The sequence below is a fragment of the Arenimonas sp. genome, assembly GCF_036275555.1.
Classification (GTDB): Bacteria; Pseudomonadota; Gammaproteobacteria; order Xanthomonadales; family Xanthomonadaceae; genus Arenimonas.
This window is the reverse complement of record NZ_DASUDO010000013.1, coordinates 18824-39105: the sequence shown is the minus strand read 5'-3', so window position 1 is coordinate 39105 and position 20282 is coordinate 18824. Positions and strand designations below refer to the sequence as shown.

Annotated in this window: 14 protein-coding genes; 11 read left to right on the top strand and 3 right to left on the bottom strand. The window is 72.4% G+C overall.

All coding sequences use genetic code 11. The features are described from left to right. Positions 1 to 70: 70 nt before the first annotated feature. The 3 genes from VFV21_RS04350 (at position 71) to VFV21_RS04340 (ending at position 3543) form a co-directional block, all read left to right on the top strand. The gene (locus VFV21_RS04350; protein WP_329668261.1) at positions 71 to 1231 is read left to right on the top strand and encodes a threonine aldolase family protein; all 1161 of its coding nucleotides are present in this window, start codon (positions 71 to 73) and stop codon (positions 1229 to 1231) included. Between the two features lie 250 nt (positions 1232 to 1481). After that, positions 1482 to 2657 carry a tetratricopeptide repeat protein gene (locus VFV21_RS04345; RefSeq protein ID WP_329668260.1) on the top strand — a complete coding sequence of 392 codons (1176 nt, stop codon included), beginning with the start codon at positions 1482 to 1484 and terminating at the stop codon, positions 2655 to 2657. Positions 2658 to 2703: 46 nt separating this feature from the next. Continuing rightward, complete coding sequence (locus tag VFV21_RS04340) at positions 2704 to 3543, top strand: EcsC family protein (protein WP_329668259.1); 840 nt, start codon at positions 2704 to 2706, stop codon at positions 3541 to 3543. A gap of 124 nt (positions 3544 to 3667) precedes the next feature. Here VFV21_RS04340 and VFV21_RS04335 read toward each other — a convergent pair whose 3' ends face one another. The 3 genes from VFV21_RS04335 to VFV21_RS04325 all read right to left on the bottom strand — a co-directional run bounded on the left by VFV21_RS04335 (position 3668) and on the right by VFV21_RS04325 (position 7982). Beyond that, positions 3668 to 4576, bottom strand: coding sequence for a DUF72 domain-containing protein (locus tag VFV21_RS04335; RefSeq protein WP_329668258.1), 909 nt, complete (start codon positions 4574 to 4576; stop codon positions 3668 to 3670). Between the two features lie 98 nt (positions 4577 to 4674). Continuing rightward, positions 4675 to 5547, bottom strand: a complete 873-nt coding sequence (locus VFV21_RS04330) for a ribonuclease H-like domain-containing protein (protein WP_329668257.1) — start codon at positions 5545 to 5547, stop codon at positions 4675 to 4677. Further along, positions 5544 to 7982 (bottom strand): DEAD/DEAH box helicase, encoded by a 2439-nt coding sequence (locus VFV21_RS04325; RefSeq protein WP_414638481.1) that lies wholly within the window; start codon positions 7980 to 7982, stop codon positions 5544 to 5546. Before VFV21_RS04325 ends, VFV21_RS04330 begins: the two co-directional genes overlap by 4 nt. Before the next feature lie 165 nt (positions 7983 to 8147). Here VFV21_RS04325 and VFV21_RS04320 point away from each other — a divergent pair, with 165 nt between their 5' ends. The 8 genes from VFV21_RS04320 (at position 8148) to VFV21_RS04285 (ending at position 20281) form a co-directional block, all read left to right on the top strand. Continuing rightward, complete coding sequence (locus VFV21_RS04320; protein ID WP_329668256.1) at positions 8148 to 9311, top strand: tetratricopeptide repeat protein; 1164 nt, start codon at positions 8148 to 8150, stop codon at positions 9309 to 9311. 144 nt (positions 9312 to 9455) lie between these two features. Then, positions 9456 to 11021, top strand: coding sequence for a leucyl aminopeptidase (locus tag VFV21_RS04315; protein WP_329668255.1), 1566 nt, complete (start codon positions 9456 to 9458; stop codon positions 11019 to 11021). A gap of 112 nt (positions 11022 to 11133) precedes the next feature. Next, entirely contained in the window at positions 11134 to 13128 is a 1995-nt protein-coding gene (locus tag VFV21_RS04310) for a S9 family peptidase (RefSeq protein ID WP_329668254.1), read from the top strand. A gap of 89 nt (positions 13129 to 13217) precedes the next feature. After that, complete coding sequence (locus tag VFV21_RS04305) at positions 13218 to 14249, top strand: hypothetical protein (RefSeq protein WP_329668253.1); 1032 nt, start codon at positions 13218 to 13220, stop codon at positions 14247 to 14249. A 149-nt stretch (positions 14250 to 14398) separates the two neighbouring features. After that, positions 14399 to 15022: a transcriptional repressor LexA gene (gene lexA, locus VFV21_RS04300; RefSeq protein ID WP_329668252.1), complete on the top strand. Its 624-nt coding sequence runs from the start codon at positions 14399 to 14401 to the stop codon at positions 15020 to 15022. A gap of 2 nt (positions 15023 to 15024) precedes the next feature. Further along, a complete protein-coding gene (gene imuA / locus VFV21_RS04295; RefSeq protein WP_329668251.1) occupies positions 15025 to 15633 on the top strand; it encodes a translesion DNA synthesis-associated protein ImuA in 609 nt (202 codons plus the stop codon). A 12-nt stretch (positions 15634 to 15645) separates the two neighbouring features. Next, complete coding sequence (locus VFV21_RS04290) at positions 15646 to 17067, top strand: DNA polymerase Y family protein (protein WP_329668250.1); 1422 nt, start codon at positions 15646 to 15648, stop codon at positions 17065 to 17067. 7 nt (positions 17068 to 17074) lie between these two features. Continuing rightward, the gene (locus tag VFV21_RS04285; protein ID WP_414638480.1) at positions 17075 to 20281 is read left to right on the top strand and encodes an error-prone DNA polymerase; all 3207 of its coding nucleotides are present in this window, start codon (positions 17075 to 17077) and stop codon (positions 20279 to 20281) included. Position 20282 lies beyond the last annotated feature (1 nt).

The window sequence follows — 20282 nt, the reverse complement described above, 5'->3', positions numbered from 1 at the left end:
CCACCCGGTCGCGCGCGCCCCGGCGCGGCCCGCTATGCTCGGACCTCCCCCCGTTGACCCGGAAGATTGCATGGACCGCCGCCATTTCCTCGCCAGCAGCGGGCTCGCCGCCGCCTCCACGCTGGTGCCGCCGGCCATCGCCGGCACGGGCGCCGGCGCGGCCGATCCAGGGTTCGCCACGCGCGTGGTCAACTTCAGCACGGAAGGCCTGGGCCTGACGCCGGTCGAATACGCCGAAGGCCTGCAGGCCGTGGCCGCCGATGGACCGCTGGTGCCGGACAACTATTCGCTCGGCGGCGCGATCGAGGCGCTGGAGAAACAATTCGCGGCCTTGCTCGGCAAGCCCGCGGCGATGTTCCTGCCCACTGGCACGCTGGCCAACCTGGTCGCCGTGCGCACGCTGGCCGGGCCGGACCGCCGCGTGCTGGTGCAGGCGGAGAGCCACCTCTACAACGACAGCGGCGACGGCGCCCAAGGCCTCGCCGGCCTGAACCTGGTGCCGCTGGCCGAGGGTGACACCGGCCTCACGCTCGAGGCGGTGCAGCGCTGGGTGGCGCGCTCCGAAGGCGGCCGCGTGCGTAACCCCGTCGGCGTGATCTCGATCGAGAGCCCGGTGCGCCGTCGCGACCACGCCCTCGTCGATCCCGCGGAGATCGAACGCATCAGCACCTGGGCGCGTGCGCAGGGCATCCGCCTGCACCTCGACGGCGCGCGCCTGTTCAACCTGCCGCACGCCACGGGCCGCTCGCTGGCCGAACTCACCGCGCCCTTCGACACCGTGTACGTCTCCCTGTGGAAGCACTTCAACGGCGCCTCGGGCGCGATCCTCGCGGGTGAAGCGGACTTCATCGACGGGCTCTTCCACGTGCGCCGCATGTTCGGCGGCGCACTGCCCGCGGCCTGGCCGCAGGTGGCGCTGGTGCCGGGTCATGCGGCGACCTACCTCGACGATTACGCCGCGGCCTGGCGCGTGGCCGATGAACTGATCGAGCGCCTGCACGCCGATGGCCGCTACCGCGCACGCAAGCTCCCCGACGGCACCAGTCGCTTCTTCCTGGCGCCCGAAGGCGGCGCCCGCGACGCGCTGGCGATGCACGCCCGCGAGCACGGCGTGCGGCTGCCGCTCGCGGCGCCGGAGGCCACGGAGTTCACGCTGCAGGTGAACCCGACGCTGCTGCGGCGACCGCCGGCGGAGATCGCGGCGGTGTTGCTGGCCGCCCACGCGGCCTGAGCGGTCCGCGCTGTCCGCGCTGGCCGCGGTGATCGCGGTGATCGCGGTGATCGCGGTGATCGCGGTGATCGCGGTGATCGCGGTGATCGAGGAAGATGGGCCCCGCGCGGATCGCCGCAGGCACACGCTGCCTGAACGCCACGCGCAGGCGGCGCGCCCCGCGTTCGCGGCACCGCGGGGCAGCCGATATCATCGGGGCCTGCCTTCCGGCCAATTTCAGCCGGCCGCCACTGCCTCTTGGACTTTCCGCATGCCCACGATCCACCGCCGCGCCTCCTTCGTCCTCGCCCTCGGCCTCGCGCTGTCGCCCGCGGCGTTCGCGCAATCCGTCGACCAGGCGCTCGAGCGGGCGCGGGCCCTGGAGGCGGAGTCGAAGTACGCCCAAGTCATCGACGTGCTGGCGCCGCACCGCGAGGCCGCGCGCCCCGAAGTGGACTACGCGCTGGCCTATGCGCATCTCAATCGCCAGCTGCAGGGTGCGGCCACCGCCACGGCGACCGAGGACTACGCGCAGGCGCTGCGCCTGGCCAACCGCGCGGCCGGGAAAGACCACGGTCCCTCGCTCTACCTGCTGTCGCTGATCCACGGCAACGGCTGGGGCGTGCCGGTGGATGCGGCGAAGTCGCGCGGCTTCCTCGAGCGCGCCGCCAAGGCCGGCGACGTGGTGGCGCGCGCCGATTACGCGGTGATGCTCTACCAGGGCCGCCTGGGCCTGCCGCGCGACGTCGCCACCGCCTGCGCGCTGTTCGCCGAGGTGCTGGTGAAGGAAGAAGTGGGCATGGTCGCGAGCTACTACCTCGGGCTGGCCACCGCCCGGGGTGAGTGCGGGCTGGGCCCGGACATGGCCAAGGCGCTGGCGCTGATCCGGCGCGCGGCCGACGCTGGCGTCACCGAGGCCGAGCGCGACATGGGTCGCGCGCTGGAAACCGGAGACGGCATCGCGCGCAATCTCGACGCGGCCCTCGTCTGGTACGCGCGCGCCGCCAACAAGGGCGATGCGTTCTCGCTGTGGCGCCTGGGCATGGCGCACGTGCGCGGCCAGGGCCGGCCGCTCGACATCGTGCTGGGCGTGGACTACCTCAAGCGCGCCGTGGCGGCCGGCAGCCCCGACGCCATGGCCAGCCTCGCGGCGCTGCTCGCCGCCGGTGACGGCGTGGCCCAGGACTTCGGCATGGCGCGCGCGCTCTACCAGCGCGCCGCGCGCGCCGGCCAGCCGCAGGCGCACCGCGACCTGGCCCTGCTGCACCTTGCCGGGCAGGGCGCCCCGGCTGATGCCGCGCAGGCCTGGGTGAACTACCAGAAGGCGATCGCGCTGGGCCTGGCCCCGGAGCCCAAGCTCGAAGCGGCGATCAAGGCCGCGATGTCGCCGGCCCAGGCCGGCCAGGCCGAGGCCGAACTCGCGCAGTGGCGCCAGTCGCGGCCGTGACGCCGGTCTACGAGGCCGAGAGTGGCAACGGCGAGCTGTGGGCCTGATGGGCGCACTCGTGCGCAGCCTCGCGCCCGCCGACCTCGCTGATCTGGCGCGGGCGAAGGCGCTGCTGGAATCGCCGTCGCTGGCGATCCAGCTGGCCAACGCCGTGGGTTCGCCGGTGGAATATCTGCTCACGACGAAGCTGCCGCGTGTGGCCAGCGGCCTGGTGGATCGCGCCGCGCGGCGCGCCGTCGAGGCCGGTTACAAAGCGGCGACCTGGACCTTGGGTGGCGATCGCACCGGCACCCGGGCCAGCGAGCGGATGCACAAGGTCGCGGTGGTCGGCAGCGGCGCGGTCGGCGGCTTCTTCGGCCTGCCCGGGCTGCTGGTGGAGCTGCCGGTGACCACCGCGACCATGCTGCGTTCGATCGCCGACATCGCCCGCAGCGAGGGGGAGTCGCCGACGGACATGGCCACCCGGCTCGCCTGCATCGAGGTGCTGGCGCTGGGCGGCCGCCGCCGCGACGACGACGGCGCCGAGACCGGCTACTTCGCCACCCGCGCGGCGCTGGCGCAGCAAGTCAGCGCGGTGTCGGGCCACCTCGCGCAGCAGGTCGCCGCCGGCGGCGCGCCGGCCGTGCTGCGCGTGATCCACGCCGTAGCCAGCCGCTTCTCGATCCCGGTGTCGCAGAAGGCGCTGGCCCAGGCCGCGCCCTTCGTTGGCGCGGCCAGTGGCGCCGCGCTCAACTACGTCTTCATCAGCCACTTCCAGAAAGCCGCCCGCGGCCACTTCATCATCCGCCGCCTCGAGCGCGCCTACGGCCCGGCCCTGGTCCGCGGGAGGTACTTGGCGCTGGGGCGGGGCAAGGAAGCGGATCTTGACGCGGATAAACGCGGATAAACGCGGATAAACGCGGATGGAGCAACAGAGGGTTAGCTCCTCGCCAGCGCAATCAGTGTGCGAGGACCCATTCCGAATGCTTTGGCTTTATCCGCGTTCATCCGCGTCAATCCGCGTCAATAAATCACGCCTCATCCAACAACGCCTGCAGCGTGGACGCGTTGCGCTGCCCCTGGTCGCCGTAGTTGTTGTTGAAGATGGCGTGGGTTTCGCCGGCCAGGCTGGCGGTTTCGCGCAGCGGGGCGACGAGCTCGCCCAGTTCGGCGTCGCTGTAGTCGTAGTTGAAGCGGTCCGACGCCGCCTCGCCGCCGATGTTCCAGGTGGCGGCGTTGCGGCCGTGCAGGCGCAGGATGGCCAGCTTCGGTGAGGTCACGGCCCACACGGTGGGGATGCTGTTCTCGAAGCCCTGAGGCTCGTCCACCACCACGTGGGTCAGGTCGTGCGTGCGCTCGAAGCCCAGGGTGTCGCCGGCGGCCTCACCCTCGAACCACGAGCGGTGCCGGAATTCGACCGCGAGGTGGTAGCCGGCCAGCCGCTGCTGGCATTCGAGGATGTGGTCCTTGGCGCGCGCGCTGCGCGTCACCCAGGGCGCGAACTGGAAATGCAGCGCGCGCAGCTTGCCGGCGTCGCGCAGCGGACGCACCGCGCTCTCGAAGCGGTGCCAGAGCAGGTCGCGGATCTCGGCGGGCGTGTCCTTGTAGTAGAGGTTCTTCTTCGCGGCGAAGTGGCCGGCCAGCGCCTGCTGCACGTCCTTGGGCAGCGCCTTCGCCGGCGTCTGGTGGCCGGTGAACAGACGGAAGGCCTTGAGGTTGAAGGCGAAGTCGTCGGGCGTGCGCTCGACCCAGGCGTGCGCGTTCCGTGCCGAGGGCAGGGCGTAGTAGCTGCTGTCCACTTCCACCAGCGGAAACTTGTCGGCGTAGTAGCGCAGCCGCCCCTCGGCGCTGGTGCAGCCGGGCGGGTAGAAGCGCTTGCACTGGATCAGGCTGGGGTCGGTCCAGCTGGCCGTGCCGACGCGGATCAGGGGCGACGTCATGCCGGAAGATTACGCCCGATCCCTGTGGGAGGGACTTCAGTCCCGATGCTTGTCGGTGAAAAGCATCGGGACTGAAGTCCCTCCCACAGGGGCATCGGTCAGGTGGCGAGGTGGAGGCAGAGGGCGGCGAGGCTGCGCAGGTCCTGGGCGTTGTGGTCGGCGACGCGGCGCAGGTCGCGGGCGCTGCCGCCGCGCAGGTAGTCGAGCCAGGCGCGCGGGGCTTCCGAGCCGGGCAGGTCGTCTTCGCGCACCACGCCGAGCACCTGCCGCTCCACGGTGCCGAGGCGGCAGTTCTCCCAGCGGCCCTTCCAGCGGCGGCGGCTGGGGTGCAGCAGGTCGAGGTGCGGGCGGCCGGGCAGCGGGCTGGGCAGGCGTGCCAGGCGGTAGCGGGTGTTGAGCAAGGGCGCGTCGTAGCACTTGCCGTTGTAGCTCACCAGCACCGTGTCGGGCGCGAGCCAGCCGGCGAAGTGGCGCAGCATCGCCGCCTCGGCCGTCAGCGTGGTGATCGTGAGCTGGCGCAGCCGCAATCCTTCGGGCTGCCAGTCGGCGGCGCCGATCATGAAGGCGCGGGTGCCGGTGCCGCCGGCCAGGCCGGTGGTTTCGGTGTCGAAGTGCAGCAGCTGGCCGCGGGCGAAGGTGCCGAGCTTGCCGAAGCTGGCGTCGATCGTGGCCGGCACGTCGCGCCAGGGCGTGAGCTGTTCGACGTAATGCAGGCCGGCCTCGATTTCCTCGCCGGGCACGTGGCGGTCGCTGGCCAGCGACGGTGGCGTCGGTGCGGGGCGGGGCAGGCGGAGGCGTTCGCGCAGGCCCAGCAGGCGGCGGATGTGCTCGGGCACTTCGCTGCGCGGCGCGCGGACGGCATCGACCGCGACGGCGTCGCACGGCCGCACCCTCACGGCATTCGGAGCCGGGGGCGCCACGGTGCCCGCCTGCTGACGCAACTCACGCAGGCGCTCGAGCGTGGCGCTCACGGCGCCGTGTCTCCGGTTCCTGCGGTTTCCAACAGGGCCAGGACCTGGTCGGCGAGGGACTTTGGCGGCGCGGCCGAGGTTTCGTCGGCGGCGAGGACAGGGCCGACGCAGGCCGGGCAGCCGGCGCGGCAGTCGCAGGCCGCCAGCAGCCCGCGCGCCTTGCGCACCAGGTCGTCGCGGCGCTGGTGCAGGGGTTCGCTGAGGCCGATGCCGCCGGGGTAGGCGTCGTAAAGGTACACGGTGGGCACGAACTGGTCGGTGGCCGCGGGATCCATCGGCCGGCCATCGCCGCCGCGCAGCTGGCCGCGGCCGCGGCCGTCGGAGGAGGCGAACCAGGCGCCGTCGCCGCTGCCCACCGCCTTCTGCAGGTCGCGCGCCTCGGCCATCACCGACACGCTGGCCACGAGGTGCAGTGCATAAGCCGCGCCGAGGAAGCCGTCGAGCGCCGCCTGCCGCGACGCGAACGCGGCCTCGAGCACGTCCTGCGGCAGCTGCCACCACACCGCCGTGGTGTGCAGCTCCTGGTCGGGCAGGGTGACCGGCCCGTAGCCGATGTTCTCGTGCGTGTAGTAGCGGATCTTCTTGTAGCCCGATACGCGCCGCACCACGTGCACCTCGCCGTGGTGGCAGCTGCCGGCGCCGGCGATCGCGCCGTCGAAGCGTTCGAGCACCTTCAGCTTCGTGTAGTCGATCGCATCGGTGTAGTAGTCCACGTGGGTGCGGGTGACGTAGGCCTTGCGGCCGTCCCAGTCGAGCTTCTCGACCTGGTAGGGCACCGACTGCACCATGTGGATGGCGCCCTCGTACAGGGTAAGCGCCGCGGCGCTGTAGTCCACTTCGGCGATGATGGCCTGGCGGCCCTCGGTGCGGTCCACCACCACGAAATTGCCGTCGGCGACGGCGCGCAGGCTCACGGCATTGGCCGGGTAGCTGTCGGCGATCCATTCCCAGCGCCCGCCCTCGCCGTGCAGCACGCCGGTTTCGGCCAGCAGCTCCAGGTAGGGCTGGGCATCGACCGGGCCGAAGGTCTCGCCGCGCAGGAAGGGCAGTTCGAACGCGGCGCAGCGGATGTGGTCGAGCAGGATCAGCGGCTGGTCGGCGTGCAGGCGCGCGTTTTCGGGCGGCGCGCCCTCGAAGAATTCCGGATGCCGCACCAGGTATTGGTCGAGCGGATCCGAGCTGGCCACCAGCACGCCCAGCGCCGCCTGCTGCCGCCGGCCCGCGCGGCCCAGCCGCTGCCAGGTGCCGGCGATCGAACCGGGGTAACCGTTGAGCACCACCACGTCGAGCGAGCCGATGTCCACGCCCAGCTCCAGCGCCGAGGTGCTGACGATGCCGTCGATGCGGCCGGCGCGCATGTCGCGCTCTGCGGCGCGGCGTTCGTTCGGCAGGTAGCCGCCGCGGTAGGCGCGGATGCGCGGTGGCTTGCGCGGGTCGTGGTCGAAGACGTCCTTGAGGTACTTGGTCAGTACTTCGACCATCGTGCGCGACTGCGCGAACACCAGGGTCTTGAGCCCGGCCTTGATCGCCAGCCGCGCGATGCGGTTGGACTGCGAGCGCGCCGACGCGCGCAGCCCGAGGTCGGGGTTCACCACCGGCGGGTTCCACAGCATCACGGTCTTGTCGCCGGTGGGTGCGCCGGAGCGGGTGATGGCGGTCACCGTGTCCTCGATCACCGCCTCGGCGTGCGCCTTCGGGTTGCCGATGGTGGCCGAGCACAGGATGAACTGCGGTTTCGAACCGTAGAACGCGCATACGCGCTTGAGCCGGCGCAGCACGTTCGCCAGGTGCGAGCCGAACACGCCGCGGTAGCTGTGGATCTCGTCGATGACGACGTACTGCAGGTTCTCGAAGAACTGCGCCCACTTGGTGTGGTGGGGCAGGATGCCCTGGTGCAGCATGTCGGGGTTGGACACCACGATGTCGCCGTGCAGGCGCACGGCCTGGCGGGCATCGCCGGGCGTGTCGCCGTCGAAGGTGTAGGCGCGCACGCCGAGGTTGCCGGCGGCGTTGAGTTCGAGCAGCTCCGCCACCTGGTCCTGCGCCAGCGCCTTGGTCGGGAACAGGTACAGCGCCTTGGCCTGCTTGCGCATCGCCGCGGCCACCACCGGCAGCGTGTAGCACAGCGTCTTGCCCGAGGCCGTGGGCGTGACCACCACCGTGTGCTCGCCGCGCTGCGCCGCCGCCCAGGCCTCGGCCTGGTGGCTGTAGAGCTGCTGGATGCCGCGGGCGCGCAGCGCCGCCGCCAGCGCCGGCGGCAGGTCGTCGGGGAAGGGCGCGTACTCGCCTTCACGCCCGGGCAGGTGGAAGCAGCCGGTGATGCGGTCGCCGTACTTGTGGCCCAGCCGCGAGGCCAGGGCCTGCGACGTCTTCTCGGGCACCGGCAGCAGGCCGGTGGCGTGGCGGTGCGGCGCGAGCTGGGTGGCGGGAGGCATGTCGGTGGGCCGCGGGGAGGGAGGCACAGCACACCGCAGCCGCGTCTCATGCGGTGAGATTGGTGCCCCGTTGCCAGCCGTGACCATCGGCCGCTTGCACTCGGCGCGCCAAGGCATAGGCTGGGCAGGGGCAGCCAGGACGACGTGGACGTGAAGGCATCGGGCGTGAAGACGTGGCGCATCCTCGTATTCGGCATTGCCGTGCTGCTGTCCGCCTGCGCGGGTACGCCCGCGCGGACCGGCGGCAACCCGATGTTCCTCGACGACCGCTTCGCGGCGCCGTCCGAACCGATCGGCGCCGACGACCTGTTCGCCCTCAGTCCGGCGATGGAGGCCTACCTCGCCACCGAGATCGCCAGCCGCCAGCGCACCCGCGCCCGCCAGCACGCGCTGGTGGACGCGCTCTACTCCAGCGCCCAGCTCAAGCTCGAGTACGACTCCACCCTCACCCGCAACGCCGCCGAGGCCTTCGACGCGCGTTCGGGCAACTGCCTGTCGCTGGTGCTGATGACCGCGGCCTTCGCCAAGGAGCTCGGCCTGCAGGTGCAGTACCAGGTGGTGTTCTCCGAGCAGGCGGCCTCGCGCAGCGACGGCATCGTGTACCTCAGCAACCACATCAACCTGACCCTGCGCCCGACCGCGCCGGAAGGCCGCCTGGTGAACCTCGCCAACGAGCCGCTGACCGTGGACTTCATCCCGGCCGAAGGCCAGGGCCGGCAGCGGGCGCGGGTGGTGCGCGAAGCCACCATCGTCGCGATGTACCTCAACAACAAGGCCGCCGAAGCGCTGCGCGCGCGCCGCCTGGACGACGCCTACTGGTGGGCGCGCGCCGCGATCGAGCAGGACCCGGGTTTCCTCACCGCGCAGAACACGCTGAGCGTGATCTACCGCCGGCGCGGCCACCTGGCCGAGGCCGAGCAGCTGCTGCGCAACGCGGTCGAACTCGAGCCGGGCAACGCGGTGCCGATGTCCAACCTCTCGCGCCTGCTCAAGGCCAGCGGCCGCACCGACGAGGCCGCGCGCCTGGACGAGCGGCTGCGCCGCATCGAGGCGGTGCCGCCGTTCCACTACTTCGACATCGGCCTGCAGGCCATGGCCGAGAAGAAGTACGAGCTGGCGCGCCAGAACTTCGAGAAGGAAGTCGAGCGCGCCGCCACCCACCATGAATTCCACGCCTGGCTGGCGGCCGCGCTGTTCGAGCTGGGCGAGGTGGACGCGGCCCGCCGGCACCTGCAGGTCGCGCTGGAGAACAGCACCACGCCCGCCGACCAGGCCCTGTACGAATCGCGCCTGGACGCACTGCGGCCGCGCCAGCGCACGCTGCGCTAGCGGGCCGACCTCGGGCCGTGACCTTCGGCAGGGGGTGGGGCGTGACGCGGCGTTTACATTCGCGGCGGCATCTTCCGCCTTTCCCCTGAATCGTCCGGCGTCCCCACGGGGTTCGCCGCGCCGGTCTTTCGCCCCGGAGGTCCCGTGAACCGACTTGCTTCCCTCTTCGCCGTGCTCGCGGCCCTGTGCCTGGCCGCGCCCGCCGCGGCGCAGCGCACGCTCGACTTCGCGCCCTACGCCGTGCCGACCGAAGGCGCCGTCGCGGTGACCGTGCGCCAGGGCGCACCGCTGGAGGGCGCGTTCGCCGAAGTCGACCGCGCCAGCAACGGTGCGCTGCAGCGCGCGGTGGCCGCGGCCGGGTTCCTCGGCGACCGCGGCGTGGTGCTGAACCTGCCCGGCGTCGGGCCATATCGCCAGGTGCTGCTGGTGGGCGTGGGCAGCGATGCGCCCAGCGCGCGCCTGCTGGAGGACGTCGGTGGCCTGGTCGGCCAGTGGGGCGTGCTCAGCGCGGTGCCGCGCATCGAGCTGCTCTGGCCCGACGCCAGCCTGCCGGCCGCCGGTGCCCACCTCGCGCTGGGCGCGTCGCTGGGCCAGTACACCTTCCGCACCTACCGCAACGCCAAGCCCGGCGCGCCGGTGCTGGGCAAGGGCGAACTCGTGCTGCGCGTCGCCGATGCCGACGCCTCGCGCCGCGCCTGGGATGCCGACTGGAGCGCGGTGGCCGAAGGCGTGCGCTTCTCGCGCGACCTGGTCACCGAGCCGGCCAACGCGATCTACCCCGAGTCCTTCGTCGAGCGCACCCGCGCCGCCTTCGCCGGCGTGCCGAACGTGAGCATCGAGGTGCTGGACGTGCCGGCGATGCAGAAGCTCGGCATGAACTCGATCCTGCACGTCGGCCAGGGCAGCCAGCGCCCGCCGCGCCTGCTGGTGGTGCGCTACCGCGGCGGCGCCCGCGACGAGGCGCCTCTGGCCTTCGTCGGCAAGGGCATCACCTTCGACTCCGGCGGCATCTCGCTCAAGGACGCCGCCAACATGTGGCGCATGAAGTACGACATGACCGGCGCGGCCTCGGTCACCGGCACCGTGCTGGCGCTGGCCAAGCGCGGCGCGAAGGTGAACGCGATTGCCGTCGCCGCGCTCGCCGAGAACATGCCCTCGGGCACCGCTGGCCGCCCCGGCGACGTGGTGCGTACGATGAGCGGCAAGACCTACGAGATCATGAGCACCGACGCCGAGGGCCGCATGGTGCTGGTGGACGCGATCTGGTTCGTGCAGGAGCGCGACCGCCCGCGCGTGGTGGTGGACGTGGCCACGCTCACCGGTTCGCAGGTGACGGCGCTGGGCGACGAGTACGCGGGCCTGTTCAGCTGGGACGATGCGCTGGCCGGCCAGCTGCAGGCCGCGGGCGCGGCCTCGGGCGAGGACGTGTGGCGCCTGCCGCTGCACCCGAGCTACGCCAAGGACCTGGAGTCGCCCATCGCCGACCTGCGCAACGGCGGCAGCACGCCCGGCGCCGGCGCCAGCGTCGGTGCGTTCTTCATCGGTTCGTGGATCCAGGACGGCGTGGCCTGGGCGCACCTGGACATCGCCTCCATGGCCTGGCGCGAAGCGCCGGTGCTGCCGACCGTGCCGCTGGGCGCCACCGGCTACGGCGTGCGCCTGCTCGACCGCTACGTGCGCGACCACGTCGAGGCCGCCGCGGCGCCGTGAAGACCGCCGCCATGTGAAGACGGCGGGCGCGGGTCGCGCGAAAGCTTCGGGTTGTGGGCAGCGGCAGGGTGTGGCTACCCTGCCGCTTCCCTGTCCCCCGGAAATGCGCCCGATGAGTCGACTCCTGCTGGCTGCGGCCATCACCCTCGCCGCGGCCCCCGCCTTCCTTGCTGCGCAGGAGGCCCCGGCCGCCGCGAAGGAAACCGCGGGCGCGCTTTTCGGCACCCGCGAGAACATCGAATACGCCGACATCTCGCCCGGCGGCCAGCATGTGGTGTACCTGACGCCGGGCTACGGCCGCGCCACCTCGGTCTACGTGGCCCGCATCGACGGCAGCGCGCCGCCGCAGCTCGTGGTGGAGTCCGGCGGCGATCCGGACCGCCTGCGCTGGTGCAACTTCGCCACCGATACGCGCCTGGTCTGCCAGATCACCGGCGTGGTGGACGAGGCCGGCATCCTGGTGCCGTATTCGCGCCTGGTCGCCATCGATGCCGACGGCAAGAACGGCGCCATGCTGGGCCAGCGCAGCAGCCGCTACGACGCGCGCCTGCGCCAGTTCGACGGCGCCATCCTGGACTGGCTGCCCGGCGAGCCCGGCGCGGTGCTGATGACCCGCGAGTACATCCCCGAGGCCGGCAAGATGAACACGCGCGTGGTGCGCAGCGAGGACGGCCTCGGCGTGGACCGCATCGACCTGGCCACGATGGAGGTGAGCCGCGTCGAGGGTCCGGCCAAGGACGCCGACTTCTACCTCACCGACGGCCGCGGCAAGGTCCGCATCAAGGGCTATCGCCCTGGCATCGGCGCCACCACCCAGCTGGCCACCAAGGTGGTCTACCAGTACCGCGCCGACGGCTCCGACGCGTGGCAGCCGTTCTCCACCGTCGAGGACGGCGGCGCTGGCCTGACGCCGATCGAAGTGGACGCGAACTGCGGCTGCGCCTACGCCCTGCAGCCGCTGGACGGGCGCCAGGCGCTGTACCGCGTCAAGCTCGACGGTTCGATGGCCACCGAGCTGGTCTACAAGAACGACCGCGTGGACGTCGACGGCGTGCTGCGCATCGGCCGCGGCGCCCGGGTGATCGGCGTCACCTATGCCGAGGAAAAGCGCCACGCCATTTACTTCGACAAGGAATACGGCGCGCTGGCGCGCGGCCTCGGCAAGGCGCTGCCGAACCTGCCGATGGTGGATTTCATGGGCTCCTCGGCCGACAACAGCAAGCTGCTCATCCATGCCGGCAGTGATTCGGACCCGGGCCGCTACTTCGTGTTCGACAAGACCTCGCGTTCGCTCAACGAAATCCTGTCGGCGCGCCCGTCGCTGGAAGGCGTGGCGCTGGCCAGCGTGAAGCCGGTGAGCTACCCGGCGCGCGACGGCACGCCGATCCCGGGCTACCTGACGCTGCCGCCGGGCAAGGCCGACGCCCGCGGCCTGCCGGCGGTGCTGCTGCCGCACGGCGGCCCCAGCGCCCGCGACGAGTGGGGCTTCGACTGGCTGGCGCAGTACCTGGCGAACCAGGGCTATGCGGTGCTGCAGCCGAACTACCGCGGTTCGGCCGGCTTCGGCGATGCGTGGCTGCAGGAGAATGGGTTCCAGGGCTGGCGCACCTCGATCGGCGACGTCACCGATGGCGCCCGCTGGCTGGTGGCGCAGGGCATCGCCGACGCCGACCGGCTGGCGATCGTCGGCTGGTCCTACGGCGGCTATGCGGCACTGCAGGCCGGCGCGACCGAGCCGGGGCTGTTCAAGGCGCTGGTGGCGATCGCGCCGGTGACCGACCTGGACATGCTCAAGTCGGACGCGCGCGTCTACGTTGGCCGCAACCTGGTGGTGGAGATGGTGGGCACCGGCAACCACACCCGCGAAGGCTCGCCGCTGCAGAACGTGGCCAGCGTCCAGGCGCCGGTGCTGATGTTCCATGGCGACCTGGACCTCAACGTCCGCATCGGCCATTCGCGCGAGATGGACAAGAAGCTGCGCGCCGCCGGCAAGCCCAGCGAGCTGGTCGTGTACGAAGGCCTCGAGCACAGCCTCGTGGACTCGGTGGCGCGCGCGGCGATGCTCGACCGCATCGGCGCCTTCCTGCAGGCCAATACCGCGAAGTAAGCGCCGCGGCGCGGCTGGCCGGAGGCGGCATGCACCGGCGTTTCCTCGGTTGCCCGGACGGGATCTCCCCGTCCCCACCAGGAGCCGCCATGAAGCCTTCCGTTCTTTTCCTCGCCCTCGGCGTCGCGTTCGCCGGCGGCGTCGCCAGCGTCCATGCCAGCAGCGGTGCCCAGCCGGCTTCGGCCGGGCCAGCCGCGGGCGCGGAGTCGGCGATCCGTGCCGACCTCGCGGCGGCCATCGTCGGCAAATGGGCCGGGCATGTCGAGGCCGCCTATGCCCGCCCGGCTGACGCCTGGACCGAGGAGATGATGCCGCTGCTGGCGTCGGTACCGCTTGATCGCCTGCAGTCGGCCGCCACGGCCCGAAGCTTCGAAGACATGAACGACGTGCTGCTGGGCAAGGCCGGCGACGGCACGCTGGCGCTCGGTGACGCCAATGCCGACCTGGTCTACGTGCCGGTGACGCCCTGCCGCCTGCTCGATACCCGCGTGGCGGGCGGCGTCATCGCGGCCAATACGACTCGCGGCTTCGACGTCGCGTCGGTGGCCAACTACAGCGCCCAGGGCGGATCGGCCTCGAACTGCGGCGTCGGCAACGTGGCCGGCATCAGCGCCGCGGTGGTCAATTTCACCGTGGTCACCCCGAACGCCGCCGGCTACGTCACGGCCTTCCCGGCCGGCGGCAGCCAGCCGCTGGCGGCGACGGTGAATTACACGGCCGGCGACGTCCGCGGCAACCAGACGATCGTGCCGCTGGACGCGGATCCCGCGGGCAGCGACGTCAGCGTCTACACGTTCGCGCAGACCCACCTGGTGGCGGACGTGGTCGGTTACTTCCTGCCGCCACAGGCCACGGGCCTGCAGTGCAGCGAAACCTTCGCGATCCAGAGCGTGCCGGCCAACGGCAGCTTCGACATCCAGTTGCCGTCCTGCCCGACGGGCTATCGCGTGACCGGCGCGGGCTGCCGCACGCCGGGGTTCAACCAGGCCAATTGGGCCATCAACGGCCTCTTCCGGGCCTCGCCGGGGGTCTTGGCGGCGTTCTGTTCGGGCACCAACACCACCAACGGCACCATCTCGGTCGAGGGTACGGCCCAGTGCTGCCGGGTGCCGGGGCGCTGATCCGTGGCGACGTCGCCCGGCCCCGCGGCGGGGCGACGTCGCCGGTCCGCGCGGGCCGCCTCATCCGGTGAGACAGGCAAGTGCTTGAATCCCTTGGCGCTTCCGAAGGGGGGTGACAGCCGCCCGCCAAGGTGTATAAATATTCACCCATGAGCCCCGACCTCACCCCCCGCCAGCAGGCCCTGTACGACTTCATCGCCGAGCGGCTGCGCACCGAAGGCGCGCCCTCGGTGGCCGAGATCGCGCGCGCCTTCGGCATCCACGACAGCGCCGCCCACAAGCACCTGCGCACGCTCGAGGCCAAGGGCGCGCTGGTGCTGCTGCCCGGGCGCGCGCGCGGCATCCGGCTGCCGGCGGCGGCGCCGTCGCGCAAGGCGGCGCGGCGCGACGAGCTGCTGTCGCTGCCCATCCTGGGCCGGGTCGCGGCCGGCGCGCCCATCGGCGCCGCGGCCGGGCACGAGGGCCAGATGCTGTTCGACCGCGCGGCGTTTTTCCCGCAGCCCGACTACCTGCTGCGGGTGAAGGGCGATTCGATGCGCGACGACGGCATCCTCGACGGCGACCTGATCGCGGTGCACCGCAGCGCCGTGGCCGAGAACGGCCAGATCGTGGTCGCGCGCATCGACGGCGAGATCACCGTCAAGCGCCTGCAGCGCAAGCGCGATCGTTTGCTGCTGCTGCCGCGCAACCCCGATTACGCCCCCATCGAAGTGCCGGCCGACGCCGACTTCGCCATCGAAGGCCTGTACTGCGGCCTGGTGCGCCGGGGCTAGCCGTGGGCGCGCTCGTTTCCCTCGACACGCTGCTGGCCGATCGCCGGCTCTGGCGCGGCCAGCCGACCGCGCGGCCCGCCAGCGCCGAGCCCACCGGCCACGCCGCGCTCGACGCGGTGCTGCCCGCCGGCGGCTGGCCCGAGTCGGCGCTGGTGGAAGTGCTGCTGCCCGCCGACGGCCTCGGCGAACTGCGCCTGGTGCTGCCCACGCTGGCGCGCCACACCGGCGCCGGGCGCGACATCGCGCTGGTGGCGCCGCCCTACGTGCCCAATCCGCTGGCCTGGCGCGCGGCGGGCGTCGACACCGCGCGCCTGCACCTGGTGTCGGCCGACGCGCGCGACGCGCTGTGGGCCACCGAGCAGTGCCTGCGGGCGGGCTGCCTGTCGGCGGTGCTGTGCTGGCCGCAGAAGGTCGACGACCGCGCGCTGCGCCGGCTGCAGGTGGCGGCCGAGAGCGGGCAGGCGCTGGTGTTCGCCTTCCGCGATGCGCGCGCCGCCGCGCAGCCTTCGCCGGCGGCGCTGCGGCTGCAGCTCGGGCCGGGCCAGCTGCAGGTGCTCAAGTGCCGCGGCGGCCTGGCGCCGGCGCATCCCGTTCCCTTCCCGCTGCACTGATGCGGGCGCGCCATGCTCTGGGCTTGCCTGCTGCTGCCGCACCTGGCGCTGGACACCGTCCTTCGCCGCCACCCTTCGCCTGAGGCGCCGCTGGCGCTGGTCGCGGGGCCGCGGCCGCGGCGGGTGCTGTCGGCGGTGAATGAGGCGGCGGCCGCGCGCGGCCTGCATCGCGGCCAGCCGGTGGCCGCGGCCGAGGCGCTGTGCGAGGGCGTGCGGCTGGTGGACGACGACCCGGCGCGGCTGGCGCGGGCCCGCGATTTCCTCGCGGCCTGGGCCTATCGCTACAGCTCGCAGGTCAGCACGGCGCTGCCGGGCGCGGTGCTGCTGGAAGTGCAGGGCAGCCTGGGGCTGTTCGGGCCGTGGCCGCGGTTCGAGGCGGCGCTGCGCGAGGACCTGCAGGCGCTGGGCTTCCGGCACCGCATCGCGCTGGCGCCCAGCGCGGTGGGCGCGGCGGTGCTGGCCGCGCACCAGGACGGGCTGGCGGTCACCTCGCACGATGCGCTGCGGCGTGCGCTGGCGGCGGTGCCGGTGGCGCGGGCGCGGCTGCCGGGCGGCGTGGCGCCGGCCCTGTCGCGGATGGCGGTGCGCACGCTGGGGCAGGTGTTCGCGCTGCCCCGTGCTTCGTTGGGCAAGCGCCATGGGGTCGAACTGCTCGACCATCTCGATCGCTTGCTGGGTCAGGCGCCGGAGGTGCTGCCGCTGTACCAGCCGCCGGACGTCTTCGACGCCAAGATCGAGCTCAACTACGACGTCGAGAGTTCGCAGGCGCTGCTGTTCCCGCTGCGCCGGCTCACGGCCGACCTCGCGGCTTACCTCGCGGGGCGCGACGGCGGCGTGGCGCGCTTCGTGCTGCGGCTGGGGCACGAGGATCGCGACGACACCGAAGTGGTGGTCGGGCTGCTGGCGCCGGAGCGGCAGCCGGGCATGCTGTTCGAACTCGCGCGCGGGCGGCTCGAGCGGGTGGCGGTGCCGGCGCCGGTGCGCACGCTGCGGCTGGTGGCGCGCGAATTGCCGCCGTTCGTGCCGGCGGCGCGCGAGCTGTTCGAGGCGCGGCCGCAGCAGGCGGTGGAGTGGCCGGCGCTGCGCGAGCGCCTGCGCGCGCGGCTGGGCAACGAGTCGGTGTATGGCCTCGATCCGGTCGCCGACCATCGCCCCGAGCGCAGCTTCAAGCGCCGCGAGGGCGTGGCCGAGCCGCCGCCGGCAGCAGGCCCCGCGGGGCCGCGCCCCACCTGGCTGCTGCACCGTCCCATCCCCCTGCGCGACCCGGCCCCGCGCCTGCTGGCCGGCCCCGAGCGCATCGAAACCGGCTGGTGGGACGGCGGCGACGTGCAGCGCGACTACTACGTCCTCGAGACCTCCCGCGGCCAGCGCGCCTGGGCCTTCTGCGCCCCCGGCGAATCCGGCCCCTACATGCTCCACGGCTGGTTCGCCTGAGCATCAAATGAACCAGGTTCATTTGCCCGCGGCGCATGGTCGTGCGAACGCCTTTCCCGGCAAGGCAAATGAACCTGGTTCATTTGATGCTTACGCGGAGCTGCATTGTCTTTCGAACTTCAGTTTCTTGCGGGGGGCGAGTTCGGCGAAGGAGTTGTTCGGGCGGGCGAAGGCCTTGGGGTACCGGGCGCTGGCGATCACCGACGAGGCGTCGATGGCGGGGGTGGTGCGGGCGTTCGAAGCGGCGCGCGACGCCGGCATCGCGATGATCACGGGCACCGAGCTGCAGCTTGAGCGCGGGCCGAAGCTGGTGCTGCTGGCGGAAACCCTGGCCGGCTACCAGCGCCTGTGCGGCTGGATCACGCTCGGCCGCCGCCGCATGCGCAAGGGCGGGTACCGGCTCACGATGGCCGACCTCGCGGGCGACACCGCGGGCATGCTGGCGCTGTGGATTCCCGATGCCGCGCCCGAGGCCGCGCATGGCGCCTGGGTCGAAGCGACGTTCCCGGGCCGCGCCTGGCTGGCGGTCGAGCTGCACCGCGGCCCCGACGACGCCGCGCGCCTGCAGCAGCTGCGCGCACTCGGCGCCACGCTGGGCCTGCCGCTGGTGGCCGCCGGCGACGTGCACATGCACGCCCGCGGCCGCCGCGCGCTGCAGGACACCGTCACCGCCATCCGCCACCGCACCACCGTGCGCGAGGCCGGCGCGCGCCTGTTCCCGAACGGCGAGCGCCACCTGCGCCGCCTGGACGTGCTGGCCCAGGCCTATCCGCCCGACCTGCTGGCGGAAACGCTGCGCATCGCCGACCGCTGCACCTTCACCCTCGACCAGCTGCGCTACGAGTACCCGCGCGAAGTGGTGCCCGAAGGCCACACCCCCGCCACCTGGCTGCGCCAGCTCAGCGACGAAGGCGCGCGCTGGCGCTGGCCCGCCGGCGTGCCGGACGACGTGCAGCGCAAGATCGACGACGAGCTCACGCTGATCGCCGACCTGCAGTACGAATCGTATTTCCTCACCGTGCACGACATCGTCCGCTTCGCCCGCAGCCGCGGCATCCTCTGCCAGGGCCGCGGCTCGGCCGCGAACTCGGTGGTCTGCTACGTGCTGGGCATCACCGAGGTCGACCCCGCGCGCATCGGCATGCTGATGGAGCGCTTCATCTCGCGCGAGCGCAAGGAGCCGCCCGACATCGACGTGGACTTCGACTCGACCCGGCGCGAGGAAGTCATCCAGTACGTCTACGAACGCTACGGCCGCGAACGCGCCGCGCTCACCGCCGTGGCCACCACGTACTCGGGCCGCAGCACGATCCGCGACGTCGCCAAGGCGCTCGGCCTCTCGCCCGACCAGGTCGACCGGCTGGCGCGCACGCTGGGCCGCTGGGACAGCGCGCTGCCGGCCGAAGACCGCCTGCGCGAGGCCGGCTTCGACCCGGACAACCCGACCGTCAAGCGCGTGCTGGCGCTCACCGGCCAGCTGCTCAACTTCCCGCGGCATCTCTCGCAGCATCCCGGCGGCTTCGTCATCAGCGACGCGCCGCTGCACACCCTGGTGCCGGTAGAAAACGCCGCGATGCCCGACCGCACCGTCATCCAGTGGGACAAGGACGACCTCGACACGCTGGGCCTGATGAAGGTGGACGTGCTCGGCATCGGCATGCTCGGCGCCATCGCCCGCTGCCTGCAGCTGCTGCGCGCCAGCGGCCGGCGCGACCTCACCGTGCAAGGCATCCCGGCCGAAGACCCGGCGGTGTACGCCATGATCCAGCGCGCCGACACCGTCGGCGTGTTCCAGATCGAAAGCCGCGCGCAGATGGCGATGCTGCCGCGCCTGAAGCCCGCCTGTTACTACGACCTGGTCGTGCAGGTGGCCATCGTCCGCCCCGGCCCGATCGAGGGAAAGATGGTGCATCCCTACCTGCAGCGCCGGCAGGGCCGCGAGCCGGTGGTGTATCCGTCGCCCGCGCTGGAGAAAGTGCTGCGCCGCACGCTCGGCATCCCGCTGTTCCAGGAACAGGTGATGCAGATCGCCATCGTCGCCGCCGGCTACACGCCGGGCGAGGCCGACCAGCTGCGCCGCTCGATGGCCGCCTGGAAACGCCACGGCGGCCTGGAGCCGCACCGCGAGCGCCTGCTGGCCGGCATGCGCGAGCGCGGCTACGACGACGATTTCGCCGAGCGCATCTTCGAGCAGGTCAAGGGCTTCGGCAGCTACGGCTTCCCCGAATCGCACGCGGCCAGCTACGCGCTGGTGGCCTACGTGAGCTGCTGGCTGAAGTGCCACGAGCCGGCGGCCTTCACCTGCGCGCTCATCAACACGCCGACGCACATGGGCTTCTACACGCCGAACCAGCTGCTGCAGGACGTGCGGCGGCAGGGGGTGCGGGTGCTGCCGGTGGACGTGCGCTACAGCGATTGGGAGTGCACGCTGGAAAGCATCGGGACTGAAGTCCCTCCCACAAAGGCCGCTCCTGTGGGAGGGACTTCAGTCCCGATCTCTCCCCAGCCCGCCATACGCCTCGGCTTCAACCAGATCCTCGGCTTCCCGCAAGCCGCCGCCGAGCGGTTGATGATCGCCCGCGCCCGCGCCCCCTTCCGCCACCTCGACGACCTCGCACACCGCGCCGGCCTCGACCGCCGCGCGCTCGACCGGCTGGCCGAGGCCGACGCGCTGCGCGGCCTGGCCGGCCACCGCAACCGCGCGCGCTGGGCCGCCAGCGGCGTCGAGGCCAGCCTGCCGCTGTTCGAAGGCATGGCCGCCTCGCCGGAAGCGCGCGTGGCGCTGCCGCCGCCCACGCCCGGCGAGCGCGTGCTGGCCGACTACGCCAGCACCGGCACCACGCTCGGCCCGCACCCGCTGCGGCTGCTGAGGAAACAGCTGCGCGCGCAGCGCTGCCGGCCCTCGCGCGAACTGGCCACGCTGCCGCACGGCGCGCACATCCGGCACGCCGGCCTGGTGACGCTGCGCCAGCGGCCGGGCACGGCCAAGGGCGTCACCTTCGTCACGCTCGAGGATGAGGACGGCAGCGTCAGCGTGGTCATCTGGCAGGACCTCGGCGAACGCCAGCGCCGCGAGCTGGCCAATGCGCGGCTGCTGGCGGTGGATGGCCGCTGGGAAAAGGTGGACGGCGTCAGCCACCTGATCGCCGGCCGCCTGCACGATTTCAGCCACCTGATGGGCGCGCTGCAGGTCTCGTCGCACGACTACCACTGAC